Genomic DNA, 18,210 nt, shown 5'->3' on the forward strand with positions numbered 1-18,210 from the left:
TAACGAACTATTCCCTTATTCGTCCATTCTCGAAACAACGGTTGCGATTTACTTGATGGCTACCTTATGATGAAAGAAGTAGCATTTTGGGAGGCATGAACTTCATGTTAGAAAAAGCAAGACAACTATTACATAGTTACTTCGGTTATGAAACGTTCCGACCTGGACAAGAGAAGATTCTTACTCATGTGTTACAAGGTCAAGATGTTATGGGAATCATGCCTACAGGTGGCGGGAAATCCATTTGCTATCAGCTTCCGTCATTGATGAATGACGGAATTACAATTGTTATTTCTCCATTAATTTCTCTTATGAAAGACCAAGTCGATGAACTCCAAGAAAATGGAATTCGCGCAACATATATTAACAGTACGCTTTCTCATGAAGAGACAAATGCAAGAATACAACGATTGTACGCAGGAGAGTATCGATTACTTTATGTGGCACCTGAACGTCTCCTTAGTTCAACATTCCAACAGATGATTCAATATACAAAAGTAGATATGATTGCAGTGGACGAGGCCCATTGTCTTTCGCAATGGGGACATGATTTTAGGCCAAGTTACTTAGACATTCCGACGTTTATTCATCGGTTTGAAGAGCGACCGGTAGTGCTTGCTTTGACGGCGACGGCGACTCCTGAAGTGGCTGAAGACGTTTGTGAGTTACTGTCCATTCCATCAGAGCGCTTAATAAAAACGGGATTTGCTCGTGAGAATCTTATTTTTTCTGTTCATAAAGGACAAGACACCGATCGATTTATCGTTGATTATATAAAACAAAACAAAGAAGAGTCAGGGATTATTTATACTAGTACCCGTAAGGAAGCTGAACGCATTCAGAACATGCTTCAAAAGAAATTCATTTCTGCAGGCATTTATCATGGTGGAATGTCGAGTGAAGAGCGTGCGCGTCATCAAGAAGACTTCGTTTACGATGAAGTAAGTGTGATTGTCGCAACAAATGCCTTTGGTATGGGGATTAACAAAAGTAACGTCCGTTACATTATCCATGCACAAATGCCAAGGACGATGGAAGCTTACTATCAAGAAGCTGGACGAGCAGGGCGAGATGGCGAAATGAGTGAGTGCATTTTATTGTTCTCCTCTCAAGACATTCAAGTACAACAATTTCTTCTTGAACAAACGCAATATAGCGAAGAACGTAAAAAAGCAGAGTTTCAGAAATTGAGATCGATGGTCAATTTCTGTCACACCGAGCAATGTCTCGAGCGCTATATTCTTGATTACTTTGGTGATGAACAGGCCTCAGATTGCGGTCGCTGCTTGCATTGCAAAGACGATCGACAAGTCGTTGATGTAACTCGCGACGGACAAATGGTTCTCTCATGTGTGAGACGAATGAGAGAACGCTACGGGAAAACGATCGTCGCCCAAGTGTTAACAGGTTCTGCCAATCAGAAAATCAGAGACTTTAAGTTGGATCGGATTACGACGTACGGAATTATGAAAGGCAAGAAGCAAAAAGATGTAGTTGCGTTTATCGACTTTTTAATTGCCCATCGTTATTTATCGAGCGGAGATGGACAGTTTCCTGTCGTTGCATTAACCGATCTATCGGCTGCAGTTCTACGAGGTGAAGAAAAGATCCTCAAAAAAGAAACGGTCCTTACAGAAAGAACCGTTTCAAATGATGATCCGTTATTCCAGCAACTGCGGCAGATCCGCACGCAATTAGCGAAAGAACATGAAGTTGCACCATACATGGTTTTCTCAGACCAAACGTTACGAGAAATGAGTTCTCAAAAGCCTGAAACGAAGCAACAAATGCTTCAAGTCAAAGGTGTCGGTGAACACAAGTACGATGTATACGGCGAAGCGTTCCTGCATGTACTACGAGCTGAAGCTAACGGTGGGAGTAATGAACAAACTCCGGTGCTTTAAACTCTTCTTGAACAAATTGTTCATAGTACTCTTTATATACCGGATAAAGGTTTTGCAAACGTTCTAGATGCTTTGCAATACCGATTTTTTCAAACCCAATGAGTGAAGGCGCTTGGTCCAAGTTCTTGCGACGGTAAAACAGCTCTTGATAATGAATGTCTGTTGTTGGCACACCGTCATCAATGAGTTGTTTTAGCTTTTTCTCGCGTTTGAAAATGATGTTCATGTATGCTTCGAGTTGCTCTTCGTATTCTTTTCTCGTAAAAACCCCTTTATGATGAAGGGTGACAAAGTGCTCTGCATTTACTGCAAGTGTTTTATCTGCCGATTCAAGCATTTCATCGATGTTTGAGTCGGCATTGTTGTACCATGGGCCAAAAGATGTAAGGTCATAATCTCCAACAACAATAACCCCTTCATCAGGAAAGTAAGGACAGCAAAAGCTCTCACAGTGACCTGGTGTGTGGATCATTTCTACTCGTGTACCAGATACGTTGAACGTTTCATCGTAAGGGTACACGTGCTTTTGACGGTCGATGATTTTTTCAAACCGTTTTACATCAGGCGTTTCAATCATCGCTTTAATTCCGGAAGCCCCGTAAATCGCATAATTACCGCCCGTTTTCATTAACTCTTCAATTGATACCATTTTCTTATGATCCAACCAATTCACTTTTACATTCGCATCTTTAAAGTATGGAATACCCCACGTGTGGTCGATATGAAAGTGCGTAAGTAAAATGTCTTCCACTTCATACTGTTCATTTATGTATTGGAATGCTCGTTTTCCAGCTCCAGCATCGATGAGCGTTGCTCGTTTTTGATCATCAATTACTGCAATCGTCGTTGAAAAGGGCACTCGGCTGCCTTTTTCACCTGGTATGACTTCAATTGATCCAATTTTCAACGTATTAATTGTTTCCATCTCCGATGTCCCCCTGTCTAATCTCTATATCTGTATTATACTGACGAATGGAAAGGGGATCCAATGAAGAATCCCCATTGGCTCACAATAGTGTGCGAATTGCCCAAAGTTCTGGGAAAAAATAATGGTCAATGACTCGTTTTAAGTAACTAACTCCAGACGATCCACCCGTTCCTTGCTTAAAACCGATAATGCGTTCGACGGTCTTCATATGACGAAAACGCCACTGTTGGAACCAGTCTTCAATATCCACGAGTTTTTCTGCTAGCTCATACAACTCCCAATGTTCATCAACATTCTCATAGACGTTTTTCCAAGCAAGTTTCACACTTTCATTGGTTTCATACGGCTTTGTGAGATCCCGTTCAAGAACCTCTTGGTCAATCGAAAAGCCTGCGTTATGAAGCGCTGCAATTGATGCATCATAAATGCTAGGCGCAGTTAATGCCTTTTGTAGTTGTTCATAAATTGCTTCATCATGCTTATAAATTTCTAAACTGTGCTTCGTTTTATACCCGAGTGCAAATTCAATTAAGCGGTATTGATACGATTGAAACCCTGACGCCTTTCCAAGCGAATCACGAAATTCAATGTATTCAGAAGGTGTAAGTGTAGCTAACACGTCCCAGCCTTGAATAATTTGTGATTGAATCTTTGAAACACGTGCGAGCATTTTAAATGCGGATGATAACTCACCATTCGAGATTGCTGTCGTTGCGGCTTTTAGTTCATGAATAATCAACTTCATCCATAATTCACTGACTTGATGAATCACGATAAAGAGCATCTCATCATGGTGATTAGACGGACGTTGTTGACTCGATAAAATTGAATCGAGGGATAAATAATCACTATACGTCATGTTCTCTTTGAAGTCTGTATGAATGGACGATTCGTTTTCAAATGCCTTTGGATGTTTTTTAGAATTCATGCGTTTCCTCCTTGATTTCGTGATTATCATGCATTAACACTGCTCGCACAGGTGACCCATCGGCACCATGCAAGTGTAATGGTAATGCAGAAAGGAAATAGTTCCCCGACTGAACATGGTCCAACATAATGTTTTCTAAAATAAACATTCCGTGCTTATGGATTTCATGATGAATTGCCATATCTTTGCTATCCAATGCATCAACGGAAGGGACATCAACACCGATTAGCTTGACTCCTTGCATTGAGAGCTTCTGAACGGCTTCTCTTGTTAGCGTTGCAACGGCAGTTGGGAAGTGTTCAGGATTGTTCGGTGTATTTGTTTTTAGTAACACTCGACGTGCATCGATGTTCTCAAAAGCAGAAGGGTGAATCGTTTTCTCGTTTGAAACGTCAATCACCACCGCATTGCCAATGAAAGGTTCAAGGGGAAGTTGATCAATTGTCATCCCTTTATGATCGACATGAAATGGAGCATCTACGTGCGTTCCACTATGGAGACTTGTTTCGATTTTTCCGATATTAACGGAGCCGGTTTCTGCTTTCGTGTAGACCGTTTCATACCGAAACGGAGTATCACCTGGCCAGTGGGCGAGTGTCTTGGAAAACGGCTGACTAATGTCGATAATTTTCAAGAAACGACCTCCCTCGTTGAGTTGAAGCGCTCATATTTACGTTCGCTCATAATTGCTTTTAACCGCTGCACGGTAATAAAAATATCTTCGTACGTATTATAAAGCGGCACCGGAGCAAGACGGATCCCATTTGGAGGACGTAAATCTGGAATGATTCCTTCAGCTTTTAATGCTTTTGCAATTCGTACGGCTTCTTCATGCTCAAGATAAAGGTGTCCGCCTCGGGACTTTGCATCCCTGGGGTTACTTATCGAGAAGTGATCGTTCGTCAATTCATGATCAATCAAGTTCATAAAGTAATCGGTCATACGCAAAGATCGTTCTCGAAGAGATGCGATGCCTACTTCATTAAACATTTCAAGGCTAGCGATCAATGGAGCTGTGCTCAAAATGTGTGGTGTTCCGATTTGAAAAGCCCCTGCATCTTCTGCAAACACTGGTTCATGATTCATATCAAATTGTTTCGTTTTGTCCGATGCAAACCAGCCGCAAGTCCAGGATTCGTTCCAAAATGCTTTTCATGAACGAACAATCCACCAGTACTTCCTGGGCCAGCATTCAAGTATTTGTAGTTACACCAAAAGGCAAAATCTACGCCCCAATCGTGAAGCTGATGCACAGTGGCACCGATCGAATGGCATAAATCAAATCCAATAAGGATTCCCCGTTCATGCGCAGCTTTCGTTAATGCATCCATATCAAGCACTTGACCACTTCGGTAGAGAACAGAAGGTAATACGATTAGCGCAATATCATCGGTCATTGCTTGAATTAAGTCTTCTGTCGCGAGTGTCAGGCCATCTTTAGAGTTTACTTGAACGAGGTGTGTTGAAGGGTCAAGTCCTTTTAACTTTAGCTGACTTTGCAGTGCGTAAATGTCACTTGGGAAATTTAACTGATCCGCCAGAATTTTAGTACGATTATTTTTAGGTTGAAAGAAACTCGCAACAAGTTGATGTAAATTTACCGTTGTTGAACCGGTAACAATGACTTCCTCAGGTTTTGCGCCAACTAATGGGGCGGTATCGCGACCGAGTTTTTCGCTTAAATAAAACCAAGAATGATCTCCAGATGTCCACCCATCAATCGCATAGGTTTTCCAACTTTCTAACAGTTCTAATACTTTTTGTTCAGCTGGACGAGAAAGCAGACCTAGAGAATTTCCGTCCATATATACTTTAGAATCATCAATATAGAACAAATCGCGTTTTGATCCGACAGAATCTTGGCGATCGCGATTTTTCGCATCTTGTAACGTGAATGCTGTCATAGCTACTTCATCCTTTCTTGATATTATTATCGTAGTATGATTTTAAACGGAATGCTAGAGAACATTGCAAAAAACACCAGAACTTGAGAAGTAAAGAGTATCTTAGCTAAGCTAAAGCCTTGTAAGTTAACGTGAAGACAAACTACAATTACGAGCTAAAGGTTTCTGTTCATAACATTAACGCATTATCTCGGTGATGTACCGAATTGGATACGTGTTAAATTATGGGGCTAATTTCAGAAAATATTTAACATTTTGTAGAATGTTTTTTGGTCTTATGCGTATGATTAGATTAGGCGGTGTATATTTTTAGGGGGACGAGACCATGGCAAAGTTTTCTAAGTCAGAGATGATTTGTCTGTTGGCTGATTTGTGCGGCGTTCCAAAGAAATTTCTAGAAACTATGGATGACGAAGGGGTTCACAAGTTGTTTCATGAACGTCTAAATGTCCAGCGACCTTACACCATCGTTGAAAAACATAAGAAATCTTCCTGACGCTTCGAACTACGAAGCGTCTTTTTCTATACGTAAAACGATAAATCGCTTAAAATGGAGCAAGGAATTCATGGAGTAAGGATGAAGTACTGTGACAAATGATCAGCACCATATGGTGAAAATAGAGTTCACCGAAGAACACGAGCAAACGATGGAATTTACGAACCCTGTAGCAATCGTGTCGACAACAGAAGGTACTGAAGTTTTGACATGCCTTCAAGAAATTGAAAACTGGACGAATAACGGCTATTATGCCGCTGGATATATAACCTATGAAGCCGGCTCATACTTAGGTAAGGAACTACCTATTAACGATCTTGTGCGTGACGAATCTGATCCATTAATTTGGTTTGGTATTTACGATAAACCGAAGTCATACCAAAAGGCTGAAACAACTAACGAACCGTATCACGTCACGGGGTGGGAACAAGAAAGCTCGCGCGCGGTGTATACGCAAGCCATCGCGAAGGTGAAAGATCATATCTCTCTAGGGAACACGTATCAAGTGAACTACACGATGCGGTTACGTAGTCGCTTTCTTGGTTCAGCATATTCTTATTATGAAGTGCTAAAAACGAAACAACGAGCACCTTACAGTGCGTACGTTCATGATGGTAAACGCCAAATCCTCTCGTTATCTCCTGAGCTATTCTTCAAAAAAGAGGGCACAAAACTAACGACCAAGCCGATGAAAGGAACAATTCGTCGGGGAGTGACGAAAGACGAAGATGAGCAATTAAAGCAACAGCTACACACATCTGAAAAAGATCAAGCAGAAAATGTCATGATTGTAGATCTGCTGCGAAATGATTTAGGGCAAATTGCAGAGATTGGCTCTGTTTCTGTTGATGAATTGTTTACAGTTGAACCGTATCCAACTGTATGGCAAATGACTTCTACAATTACTGCACAAACCGATGATCAAACAACAGCAGCAAAAGTGTTACGATCTCTGTTTCCTTGTGGGTCGATTACTGGTGCCCCAAAGAAAGAAACGATGAAAATTATCGCTCAGTTAGAATCATCTACTCGCGGGATTTATTGCGGATCAATCGGTTACTTTTCTCCAACAGGTGATGGATGCTTTAACGTGGCGATTCGAACTGCGACCGTTAACGATGACCACATTACGTACGGAATTGGTGGCGGGGTGACTTGGGACTCAACGACAGCTGGTGAATATGAAGAAGCGTTGCTAAAAGCAAAAATTGTTACTGATCACAGTTCGAATGTGGAGCTTTTAGAAAGCATCGGTGTACGAAATGGGCAGACGAGCAATATGGACCTTCACTTACAAAGGTTACATGATTCAGCAATGAAACTCGGCATAGCCTTCGATGAACACAACATCCGCTACCAAGTCACTAAAGAAATCGAAAAGCTGCCAAGTGAGTCGCTGTATAAGCTCCGGGTTGTGTTAGGCTCAAAAATCACGGTTACGTCTCAACGTATTGAACCGATGACACAACCACAACCGGTGCAGTTTGCCTCACATCCAGTCGACTCTACCAACCCATTTTTAAAAATAAAGACGACAGCGAGGGGACTTTACGAGCAGCATAAAAATGAACATCCAGACGTATTTGATGTGCTGCTGTTTAATGAAAGAGATGAGGTTACTGAATTTACTATCGGTAATCTGGTCATTGAACGTGATGGGATTTTGTTCACACCCCCAGTTGAATCAGGTCTTTTACCAGGAGTTTTTCGAGAGCAGCTTCTACGCGAAGGCGCAATTTCAGAGAAAATCTTAACGAAAGAAGATGTGAAATGTGCAAATCGCATTTGGTTAATTAACAGCGTGCGAGAATGGGTTCATGTTCAATTTATAAATTGAGATCAAACATACGTTCTTGTATGATATACTTTGCATGAAAGGGGGCGTCGTCAGATGTTTGATAAACCGAACCTCCAACAATTTATTTATGATTTAAGACAAAACGAGCATATTGCTCATTGGCATACACTCCCGGAACGAAAAGCATATTATGCTGCAATGCCCAAATCTCTTGATCGACGCTTGCGTGATGTGTTTGTTAAGCGTGGAATTGATCAGCTTTATACGCACCAGCGTTCCGCTTACGACAATGTGTTTCTTGGAGAGAACATTGTTACGGTAACACCAACTGCATCTGGTAAAACGCTCTGTTATAACTTGCCGGTCTTACAAACGATCGCACAAGAGCCAGACGCAAGAGCGCTTTATTTATTTCCAACAAAAGCTTTGGCCCAAGACCAAAAAAGTGAACTGGCAGAGTGGATTGAAGCATCAGGATTGGATGTAAATAGCTACACGTATGATGGGGATACCGCCCCTGCCATTCGGCAAAAAATTCGACAAGCAGGACACGTTGTCATGACAAATCCGGATATGTTGCATTCTTCAATTTTGCCTCATCATACGAAGTGGGTATCCCTGTTTGAAAAGCTACGATACATCGTAATCGACGAATTGCACATGTACCGCGGTGTGTTTGGTAGCCATGTTGCAAATGTGATTCGGCGATTAGTCCGCTTGGCTCGGTATTACGGAAGCGAACCACAGTTCATTTGCACATCGGCAACAATTCGTAACCCTAAAGAACTGGCAGAACAGTTAACGGAACAGTCCTTTTCACTTATCAATAACAATGGTGCGCCTAGCGGGAAGAAGCACCTTGCTTTTTATAATCCCCCTGTTGTAAATCCATCATTAAACATCCGTCAAAGTGCATCCAAAGAAGTGCGAACGATTGCAAGGCAAGTGCTTGAAGCGAATGCGCAATTGATCGTTTTTGCAAAAGTCGTGTACGTGTTGAAGTGATTTACAGTGATTTGCAATCAATGATGAACAAGGAGTATGGTCCAGCTTCAATTCGAGCTTATCGGGGTGGCTATTTGCCGAGTGAACGTCGTGCCATTGAAAAAGGCTTGCGAAACGGAGAGGTGCGCGGAGTCGTTAGTACAAATGCGTTAGAGTTAGGGATGGACATTGGCCAACTGCAAGTGTGTGTTCTAACAGGTTATCCAGGCTCCATCTCAAGTTTATGGCAACAAGCTGGACGAGCAGGGCGAAGACAAGATGAATCACTCGTTATTTTAGTCGCAGGTTCTGCACCGATGGATCAATATGTGATGAATGACCCAGATTACGTGCTCCGTAGTGAAGCAGAAGAAGCACGAATTGAACCGAACAATGTGATGATTCTAATGGATCACGCGAAATGTGCAGCTTATGAATTGCCATTTAACGTGACGGATACGTTTGGTGAAATCGATATTAATGATATTATGGGGTATTTATCAGATCAGCAGATCGTGCATTTGCGAAAAGACAAATGGTATTGGATGAGTCAAGCATTTCCTGCTCACAACATTAGTCTGCGTTCAGCATCGCAAGAAAACGTCGTAATTATTGACCAATCTGAGACGGCAAAAACGAGAGTAATTGGAGAAATGGACCGGTTTAGTGCGATGACGTTACTTCATGAAGAGGCGATTTACTTACATCAAGGGCAACAGTTCCAAGTCGAACAATTGGATTGGGAAGAGAAGAAAGCTTACGTTAAAGCTGTCGACGTGGAATATTTTACCGACGCGAACTTAAACGTGAAGTTGTTCGTCATTGAAGCAGATCATACAGCGGATGAGAAGAAGTATAGTGCTTCGTTTGGGGATGTGGCAGTTACAATTATGCCGTCAATCTTCAAAAAGATGAAGCTGTCAACATATGAAAATATCGGATCAGGTCCAATTCATTTGCCTCAAGAAGAGCTTCATACGGCTGGAATGTGGCTTGATTTTGAAGAGGCGGACCTGTTATTTTACGGGCGCAATCGTTTTGAGAAAATGCTCGTTTCACTTAGTCATTTAATGCACCATATCGGTGCTGTTATGACGATGAGTGATCGCAATGACTTGCACACAGCTGTGCAAATTAAAGCCGATCACTCGGAGAAATCTGCAATCTTTTTATATGATCATTATCCAGGTGGAATTGGACTTGCCGAAAAGCTGTATGGTCGTAAAGCTGAACTGCTAGAGCGTTCACAGCAAATGATGGCGCAGTGTCCATGCGAAGATGGATGCCCATCTTGTATTGGTGAAGGTTCAGAAGAAGGTTTGAAACAAGATGTGATGCGATGGGTTCAATCGCTTTTGGGTCGGTGATCGAGATGGACTTTAAGAAGAAACTAAAGCGAATGCAGCCTCACCTTGAGACGCGTGAGGTGATGGATGTTCCGGTAAAAACGGAAGAACCAACCTCTGATTTCACGCAAACAAAAGCATGGGAAGCATTCGATAGCAAAGTCGTTCATTTAGACGAAGGCATCATTGTCCATCGAACGAGACGATACAAATTGAACGATGTATTCAAACAACACGGTGCGTTACAACAAACATTCGATCAATGGCGTTTAAAAGGAGCCGATATTCATCCGCTCGCTCCTAATGAAACGACTCGTCCAACGGATTTATTGTTTTTCGATACGGAAACGACGGGGCTTAGCCACGGGGCTGGGAATATGATTTTCATGATTGGGACTGGAAGAATCGTCGATCAAGAAGTGATTGTTGATCAATATTTCTTGCCAGGCCCTGAACATGAGCTTGCGTTTTACACGTACTTTTTACAACAAGTACACAACCTTGATGCGCTCGTCACATACAATGGAAAAGCATTTGATTGGCCACAAGTGAAGACGAGGCATACTCTTTTGCGTGAACAGTTGCCAAAACTTCCGGAGTTTGGCCACTTTGATTTGTTGCATGCCGCAAGAAGGTTATTCAAACACGATTTAGAGTCTTGTCGTTTATCACAAGTCGAACAAGACATCTTGAATTTAGAGCGTACAGAAGATACACCTGGTTATCTCGCTCCAATGCTTTATCAAGATTATATGACGGAAAATGATCCCGATTATGTAAAAGGAGTATTCGAACACAACGAGCAAGACATTGTTTCGTTATTTCAACTGTACGTGGAATTATCTGATCGGGTGCTATCAGGTGGGTTTTCAAACGGTGAGCGGTATGAAGTTGCTCGTTGGTGGAAGCATTTAGGTTATGTGGATGAGGCCATTCATAGATTTCGTGAAATAACAAATGAGACGAATGAGTTTTATCGTTTATCGCTGTTTGAACTCGCGTCACTTCTAAAGAAAACTGGAAACGCTACAGAAAGCCACTCTTTATTTCTTCAGCTACTCGAAAGTAATGAGGCAACGTGCATACAGAAGCAGCAGAAGCCGTTGTGATTTACTATGAGCACGAGTTACGTAATTATCATAAAGCGCTTGCTCTTTGTGAACGTGTGATGCATGTGAACACGCTAAACGATCGTGAACGAGAAAAGTGGTCGTATCGTTCAGAGCGCTTAATTCGGAAAATAGGAAATGCTAGCGACTAATTATTTCCCGGGGAAGCGCAAAATCCGCCATTTTCCTACGTTTCTGCTACGTAAATTCGACATGGATTTGCCCAATCCTACTAAAATAGGTACTTGCACGATATCGCTCGCCTCCTCTTTTACATATTGTAATAGTGAACTTACAATCAAGGAGGAGTTAACATGAGACATCATCACAAAGGGTGTGGCCATCACCACCACATGCAAAATCATGGCTGTAACGGAAATGGAAACCAACCAATCGTTTTACCTGCGGTTGTTCACCCTTCAAAAAACAGCACGTCATTTAGTGACCAAGAGTATATTATTCCAGAGGTACACCCATCGCACCACACGCACGTGCACAAAGACGTATACAAGCACGTTCATAGCCACCCTCATACAACAGATAACGTTTATGAGTGTGAAACAGAGCAATTCGACTGTGGACCTGGAAACGGTGCATTTGGCGGACAGATGATGAACGACAACGGTTTCGGCGGATACGGTGGTCATCATGGGAAGCATGGAAAAGGCTGCGGCCATCGCCCTTGGTAATGGCTAGCTGTCTGTAAGGACAACCATCTAGGCGAAAGTACCGACACATCAGTGTCGGTACTTTTTTAGGTAGATGGAGGTGAATCTCACGCTTGAAATTGACTTTTCCACAACGATCTGAAAAAATATTGCTATACGATGGAAGAGATTACGAGTATGAGGTGAAGCCGATGTCAGTAAATGCACAGTTAAATGCAAAGAAGATTCTTGACAAAGAATTTAAGACGAGCATGAAAGGCTACAATAAAGAAGAGGTTGACCAGTTCCTCGATTTTGTTATTCAGGATTATGAATTGTTTCAAGAGCACGTGACAAAGCTTGAGAAAGAGATTGAGCAGCTTAAGAAGATGCAATCAACGCCGCAAGTTCAACGTCAACGAAGCGCTGCTTCGCAGCAACCTGAACGTGCTCAAACGCCTGTAGAGACACATTCAGCTACTCAAGTAGGTACGACCAATTACGATATCCTCAAAAGACTATCAAACCTTGAAAAAGAAGTGTTTGGGAAGAAGCTAAGTGAGTAACGGAGTCGTTCACGTATATGTTGATGCTGCTTGTGCTGGGGATCCTGGTGCTTGTGGCATTGGGGTTTTTTGAAACATCCATCTGGAGAAGTAGAGCGAATTTCAAAACGAATTACTTCGACCCATATTCACGCAGCCGAATTTATTGCGCTAAAAGAAGGAATTGCATTTGCCCACGCGAAAGGATATCGCGAGGGGCGTTTTTTTACAGATTCTCAACTTGTGGACCAATCCGTGAATAGTGGCAAGGTTCACAATGCAACCTATCGCCCGTTATTACATGACGTTTTACTAGAAAGCGCGGAGTTTGATTTGTTTTTTGTTAGTTGGGTAAGCTCCAGTAAGAATAAAGAAGCAGACCATCTTGCAAAACAAGGCATTCATAAACAAATTTAACACTTAACGTTGCAGAAAAGACTATTCCACGTTATAATACAGCTTGCGCATATGCTGGAACTCTTCGGGCAATCGCGCCGTTTCTTTAGAATCGGTGAGGAAAGTCCATGCTCACACAACCTTAACTGGATGTAGTGTTCGTGCTTGACGAAACAATAAGTCAAGGCAGCTTACTTGTAAGTTGACGGCGCTTGGAACACCTAAGTCAATCGATATGGTGAACCATCGTAACGTGCCACAGTGACGTAGCTTCTCGGAAACGAGAAGAGTGGAACGAGGTAAACCCCACGAGTGAGTAACCCAAAATATGGTAGGGGCACTTTTTCGGTGGAAACATACGAAAGAGGCGAATATATCGCAGATAGATGATTGCCGTCGTCGTGTGAGGTCAACAGCCTTAGCACGTCGATACAGAACATGGCTTATAGAAGGTTTCCAGCCTCTAGAGGACCCCGTTTTCGGGGTTTTTTTACTTTATGCATGAAACTCAGTATAATCATAGACGAATTGATAAAAGAAAGTAGGGGTACGAATGAGTGAGACGTACACATTCATTGCAACCGCAACGATGGGACTTGAAAGCATTGTCGCAAAGGAAATTAAAGCATTAGGATATAAAACGACAGTTGAAAACGGCAAGGTCATGTGGGACGGACCGATTGAATCCATGATTGAAGCGAACCTTTGGGTACGTACTTCGGACCGCATTAAGCTTGTTGTTGGTGAATTCGATGCATTTACCTTCGATGAACTGTTTGAGAAAACGAAAGCTCTTCCATGGGAAGATTTCATTCCTGTATACGGAGAGTTCCCAGTAGATGGTCGTTCGGTGAAATCGACGTTATTTAGTATTTCAGATTGTCAACGGATCGTAAAAAAGGCCGTCGTTGAACGGTTGAAAGAAACATACAATCAAGAATGGTTCAAAGAAGATGGGCCGAAATTCCAACTAGAAGTTGCCCTTTTAAAGGACAAAGCAACGCTTACAATTGATACATCAGGAGAAGGTCTTCATAAGCGTGGCTATCGTCGATTACACAACCGTGCTCCACTAAAAGAAACGCTTGCTGCTGCACTGATTTCACTCACGAACTGGCGCTACGATGAGCCGTTTTTAGATCCATTCTGTGGTTCTGGCACGATTCCAATTGAAGCGGCTTAATGGCTAAGAATATCGCTCCTGGCTTGTATCGTAACTTCGAATCTGAACAATGGCCTTGGATTGATGAAAACCTTTGGGCAGAAGCTCGTGAACGAGCAAAAGCAAAAATTGTTGACCGAGAGATTAAAATATACGGTTCAGATCATGACCGTGAACTAATTGAGCTTTCAAGAGAGAATGCGAAACTTGCTCACGTACCAGAGATACAGTTTGAGCGAAATGCTGTACAAGACCTTAAAGCTCCAGCTGAACGAGGCATTCTCGTTGCAAACCCACCTTACGGTACGAGATTAGAAGACGAGAAGACAGTCAAGCGTATTTATACGCAACTCGGTGATGTTGTGCAAGATCACTTCCCATTCTGGTCGGTTTATGTCATTACTGCGAATGAACAATTTGAAGAAGCCTATGGCGAAAAGGCTACAAAGAAACGTAAATTGTATAACGGGAACATCAAGACAGATTATTATCAGTTCTGGGCAAAGCGCAAATAGCATATTTCTCCTTAAAAGTGCGTATACTAACGATATGTTTTTTTAAGGAGGCATGGACGTGTTCAAAACTGAATACAATTATCTTGAACTCAAACAAATACAATCGGCAATTACTTCTACAAAAGATTCACTCACTCATGTCAGTTTGACGACTGAACAACAGGCAAACGTAAACAATGCAATGAGTGCGGCCCATGTCGCATATCAACGAGCTCATGACTACGTTTTCTACCGACGTAAAAACTGCTGAACGTTCAGCAGTTTTTCTTATGGTTTTTTATGAATGCAAGAGAGCCGCACGTCAACGTTTAGTATGATAAGATTTTAGAGAACTGCTAAACATGGAATGAATTGATTACGTAAACGAAGTAAGGAGGAAGTAAAATCATGAGTTTCCAAAACCCTTCAAGAGAAGAGATTGGTAAGATTCTAACGAAAGCAAAACGCATTGCGGTCGTCGGCTTGTCTGATGATCCTTACCGTACGTCTAATAGTGTGTCTCAAGCGATGCAAGATGCAGGATACGAAATTATTCCTGTAAATCCAATGATTGATGAGGCGTTAGGTGTTAAAGCTGTCTCTTCATTGTCTGAAGTCGAAGGTCCTATTGATATTGTTAATGTGTTCCGACGTAGTGAGTTTGTTGTTGATTTAGCGAAAGAGGCAGCAAAAACGAATGCTAAAGTATTTTGGACTCAACTGAACGTTGTAAGCGATGAAGGTGCAACAATTGCAGAAGATGCTGGTATGACCGTTATTATGGATCGATGCATTAAAGTAGAGCACAGCATCACCACATAGAAACCCCCCCTTCTTTGAAAGAAGGGGGTAATTTTACGTTATTCAGCTAAAGGTCTTGGATCTTCTAAGTAGCTTAAGATCCCTTCAGCAGCTCGGTAAGAAAGTGCACCTACTGTAGGCGTTGGGTTGTACCCACTGTTGTGCGGGAACGCCGAAGCACCAACGACAAATAAGTTTTCACAATCCCACATTTGTAAATAGTTGTTTACCGCAGACGTCTCAGAATCTGCTCCCATAATTACTCCACCTGTGTTGTGAGTCGTTTGATAAGGCATAATGTTATAATCGCCAATATCAGGGTTTGAGACAACTTCATTGGCACCCATCTCTTCAAGAATCTCTGTCAGTCTTGCAGATTGATGAGCAGCTAAGTTACGGTCTTGTTCTGTAAAGTTGTAGGTCATACGTAGAAGCGGATCGCCATGAGAATCAGTATAAGTCGGGTCTAAATCTAGGTAATTATATCGATAAGGCAAGCTTGCACCTTGAGAACCTAGAGACAATGTACGATAGAAGTAATGAGCAGACGCTTCTTTAAACTCTTTCCCCCATGTCGGTGTACCTGGCGGGACAGGGTTTGTTGCGATTGGGCGGATCCCTGTATTCGTATGCTGAATTGTACCACCGTGTAAGAAATCGAGATCGCTATGATCAAAGTTATCAGCATTATAGTCATCGACTTGACCACCGAGTGCTCCGGCACCTGCGTACAAGTTGAATTGCTCATCGAAAAATCCTTGAGCACTAGCCATTACTTGATAACAATAGTTCTTCCCGATCACGCCTGTTTCACTTTCTGGGTCGTAAGGATCGCCAATTCCAGATTGCAGCAATAAGCGTGTGTTGTTCATGACATACGATGTTAAGATGACAATATCTGCTGGCTGGAAGTAGTCTTCACCAGTTCTCGTGTCCGTAAAGTACACGCCATCCGATTGGTTGCCGTCATACGCAATTTCACGAACGTTTGAATGGGTACGAATTTCAAAGTTTCCAGTTTCAAGTGCTGTTGGAATAACCGTAATTAACGGATCAGACTTCGCTTGATAGTCACACCCGAAACGTTCACAAAATGAACAGTACATACACTGATTGATCGTTTTACCGTCTGGGTTTGTGTACGTTTCTGAAAGGTTAGCAGAGGCACTGATGTATGGATGTAAGCCAAGACTTTCGGCAGCTTCTGCAAAAATCCTCATTGATTTCGTCTGTTTCATTGGTGGTGTTGGGAATTCAGTAGATCGTGGAGCGGTCATTTCGTTGTCTTCTCCAGAAGTACCAATTGTTTCATCGAACTTCGCAAAATACTCTTCCATATCGTCGTATGATATGCCCCAGTCTTGCAAAGGCATATCGTCTGGAATTCTGTCTTCTCCGTACTTGTCGATCGTCTGAGTACGGATTTCAAAGTCATAAGGGTAGAATCTCGGACATTGACCATTCCAGTGGATCCCAGCGCCACCAACGTCTGTACCGAGTAAGAATGATCCATCTGACGCATTGGAAGCGCGAGCATGTCTTGGTCATTTCTAAACGTCAGCGTCTCTTTCGATAAATCTTGCATTAATTCGTAGCGAATCGCATAACGCAATTCATCTTTTTGCATGATAAAGTCGTTAATTTTACGGTCGCTACCTCGTTCTAAACCGATGCATTCGTAACCTGCTTTTGCAAGTTCAGAAGCAATGATACCGCCAGACCAGCCGACGCCAACGATTGCAACTTGTTTTCTTGGTAATTCTGTTGCCATAGTTACGTAACCTCCAAAACTTTTAATTAACGTAAACCAAACGATTTACGTATGGTGTGCATGTAAGCTAACTGGCTCCATTTCAATGAATTCATCCGCTTCGATCACATCAAAGAATGCCATTTGTCCACCAGGGTATTTCTTAATGCGCCAACCGTCCATATTTAAGTTACCGCCGTAGACAGGATCTGAATAAACACCTTCTAAAGTCGCCTGACGTAGCATCGTAAAAAATGCATCTGAAGCGACACCAGTCATGTCAACTTCAGCATTTTGAAAAGCACCTAAAATCTCATCTTGTTGTTCGCCATCAAGGTCAAAGAAGCTTCGCCATGCTCATCCTGTGCGATCTCTTGGATCTTTGACACTCCGTAGAGGAATACTTCACGTCGACGCATCCCGGTTTGTGGGCCTTGAGTCGGTGCGCCTTCATGGAAAGGACCTTCCATGTATTCCCGAGAATTAAAGCCATACTCACCGGCAAGCTGCTTATCAATAAAGAAAGGAACAGCGAGTGCGACGGCTCCAGGACCTGAATCATCCTCTGGGAAGATACGTTCTACGGCTGCACTAAGTACACGGAAGTCTTCTTGACGCTTAAAAAACATTCTTGCTTTTGTTAATTGTTCACCGCCTGATTGATCGGTTTGTTCTCCTTCGGTGTCTGTTGCAGGTGAAGTCTCGTCTGTGAACGAATTCGTTAGTAGACTGCCTAAAATCCCCCCACCAACAACACCACCGACGACGAGTCCACTGTTTTTAAGAAAGTCTCGTCGTGTCATGCCAGATTGGTTATTTTCTTCTGCCATAATGGGTTCACTCCTTTTAACCGTCATTACGATTGTTTCTTGCGCATTTTACTTTTGCCCATATTTGGTTAAAATTACTCAAAAAAGAAAAAAGTTACGTATTCTTCTTTGAATTTGGCGAGCTTATATTGAGAAATTGGGAATCACATGCAAATATAGCTTGAAAACATACGTTCTTAACCTGTATT

13 protein-coding genes, 1 other RNA gene and 5 pseudogenes are annotated in these 18,210 nt (G+C 42.3%); 13 read left to right on the forward strand and 6 right to left on the reverse strand.

Features of this window, described 5'->3' with window-relative positions; translation table 11 throughout:
- The first annotated feature begins 104 nt into the window (after positions 1-104).
- Positions 105-1,904 (forward strand): DNA helicase RecQ, encoded by a 1,800-nt coding sequence (gene recQ, locus JCM19038_RS02400; RefSeq protein ID WP_042414343.1) that lies wholly within the window; start codon positions 105-107, stop codon positions 1,902-1,904.
- Here the strand turns inward: recQ and JCM19038_RS02405 are convergent.
- The 4 genes and pseudogenes from JCM19038_RS02405 to kynU form a co-directional block, all read right to left on the reverse strand.
- Positions 1,867-2,829 (reverse strand): MBL fold metallo-hydrolase, encoded by a 963-nt coding sequence (locus JCM19038_RS02405; RefSeq protein WP_042414078.1) that lies wholly within the window; start codon positions 2,827-2,829, stop codon positions 1,867-1,869. The genes recQ and JCM19038_RS02405 overlap by 38 nt on opposite strands.
- Positions 2,830-2,911: 82 nt before the next feature.
- Complete coding sequence (gene kynA / locus JCM19038_RS02410) at positions 2,912-3,760, reverse strand: tryptophan 2,3-dioxygenase (RefSeq protein WP_042414081.1); 849 nt, start codon at positions 3,758-3,760, stop codon at positions 2,912-2,914.
- Complete coding sequence (kynB, locus tag JCM19038_RS02415) at positions 3,750-4,394, reverse strand: arylformamidase (protein WP_042414083.1); 645 nt, start codon at positions 4,392-4,394, stop codon at positions 3,750-3,752. Before kynB ends, kynA begins: the two co-directional genes overlap by 11 nt.
- Positions 4,391-5,664 (reverse strand): annotated as a pseudogene (gene kynU / locus JCM19038_RS02420) (kynureninase). Before kynU ends, kynB begins: the two are co-directional and overlap by 4 nt.
- 325 nt (positions 5,665-5,989) lie before the next feature.
- Here kynU and JCM19038_RS22575 point away from each other — a divergent pair.
- The 12 genes and pseudogenes from JCM19038_RS22575 (at position 5,990) to JCM19038_RS02465 (ending at position 15,463) form a co-directional block, all read left to right on the forward strand.
- The gene (locus JCM19038_RS22575) at positions 5,990-6,160 is read left to right on the forward strand and encodes a hypothetical protein (RefSeq protein ID WP_193745019.1); all 171 of its coding nucleotides are present in this window, start codon (positions 5,990-5,992) and stop codon (positions 6,158-6,160) included.
- 91 nt (positions 6,161-6,251) lie between these two features.
- Positions 6,252-7,997, forward strand: coding sequence for an aminodeoxychorismate synthase component I (gene pabB / locus JCM19038_RS02425; protein ID WP_052360968.1), 1,746 nt, complete (start codon positions 6,252-6,254; stop codon positions 7,995-7,997).
- A gap of 54 nt (positions 7,998-8,051) precedes the next feature.
- A pseudogene (locus JCM19038_RS02430) lies at positions 8,052-10,309 on the forward strand (DEAD/DEAH box helicase).
- The gene (locus JCM19038_RS02435; RefSeq protein ID WP_052360970.1) at positions 10,282-11,397 is read left to right on the forward strand and encodes a ribonuclease H-like domain-containing protein; all 1,116 of its coding nucleotides are present in this window, start codon (positions 10,282-10,284) and stop codon (positions 11,395-11,397) included. Before JCM19038_RS02430 ends, JCM19038_RS02435 begins: the two are co-directional and overlap by 28 nt.
- On the forward strand, positions 11,367-11,549 hold the full coding sequence (locus JCM19038_RS20315) for a hypothetical protein (protein WP_052360974.1): 183 nt from the start codon (positions 11,367-11,369) through the stop codon (positions 11,547-11,549). The genes JCM19038_RS02435 and JCM19038_RS20315 overlap by 31 nt, the downstream gene beginning before the upstream one ends.
- 162 nt (positions 11,550-11,711) lie before the next feature.
- A complete protein-coding gene (locus JCM19038_RS20320) occupies positions 11,712-12,086 on the forward strand; it encodes a CotD family spore coat protein (RefSeq protein WP_052360976.1) in 375 nt (124 codons plus the stop codon).
- A gap of 170 nt (positions 12,087-12,256) precedes the next feature.
- Positions 12,257-12,610: a cell division regulator GpsB gene (gpsB, locus tag JCM19038_RS02445; RefSeq protein ID WP_042414351.1), complete on the forward strand. Its 354-nt coding sequence runs from the start codon at positions 12,257-12,259 to the stop codon at positions 12,608-12,610.
- 51 nt (positions 12,611-12,661) lie between these two features.
- Positions 12,662-13,006, forward strand: a complete 345-nt coding sequence (locus JCM19038_RS02450) for a reverse transcriptase-like protein (RefSeq protein ID WP_052360982.1) — start codon at positions 12,662-12,664, stop codon at positions 13,004-13,006.
- Between the two features lie 60 nt (positions 13,007-13,066).
- An RNA gene (gene rnpB, locus JCM19038_RS21540) (RNase P RNA component class B) lies at positions 13,067-13,436 on the forward strand.
- Between the two features lie 102 nt (positions 13,437-13,538).
- A pseudogene (locus JCM19038_RS02455) lies at positions 13,539-14,662 on the forward strand (class I SAM-dependent RNA methyltransferase).
- A 58-nt stretch (positions 14,663-14,720) separates the two neighbouring features.
- Positions 14,721-14,912, forward strand: a complete 192-nt coding sequence (locus JCM19038_RS02460) for a hypothetical protein (protein ID WP_042414085.1) — start codon at positions 14,721-14,723, stop codon at positions 14,910-14,912.
- A 137-nt stretch (positions 14,913-15,049) separates the two neighbouring features.
- Entirely contained in the window at positions 15,050-15,463 is a 414-nt protein-coding gene (locus JCM19038_RS02465; RefSeq protein ID WP_042414088.1) for a CoA-binding protein, read from the forward strand.
- A 38-nt stretch (positions 15,464-15,501) separates the two neighbouring features.
- Here the strand turns inward: JCM19038_RS02465 and JCM19038_RS02470 are convergent.
- Positions 15,502-17,213, reverse strand: a pseudogene (locus tag JCM19038_RS02470) (GMC family oxidoreductase).
- A 45-nt stretch (positions 17,214-17,258) separates the two neighbouring features.
- Positions 17,259-18,049, reverse strand: a pseudogene (locus tag JCM19038_RS02475) (gluconate 2-dehydrogenase subunit 3 family protein).
- Positions 18,050-18,210 lie beyond the last annotated feature (161 nt).

It is taken from the genome of Geomicrobium sp. JCM 19038, from assembly GCF_000698125.1.
Taxonomy (GTDB): domain Bacteria; phylum Bacillota; class Bacilli; order Bacillales; family Marinococcaceae; genus Geomicrobium_A.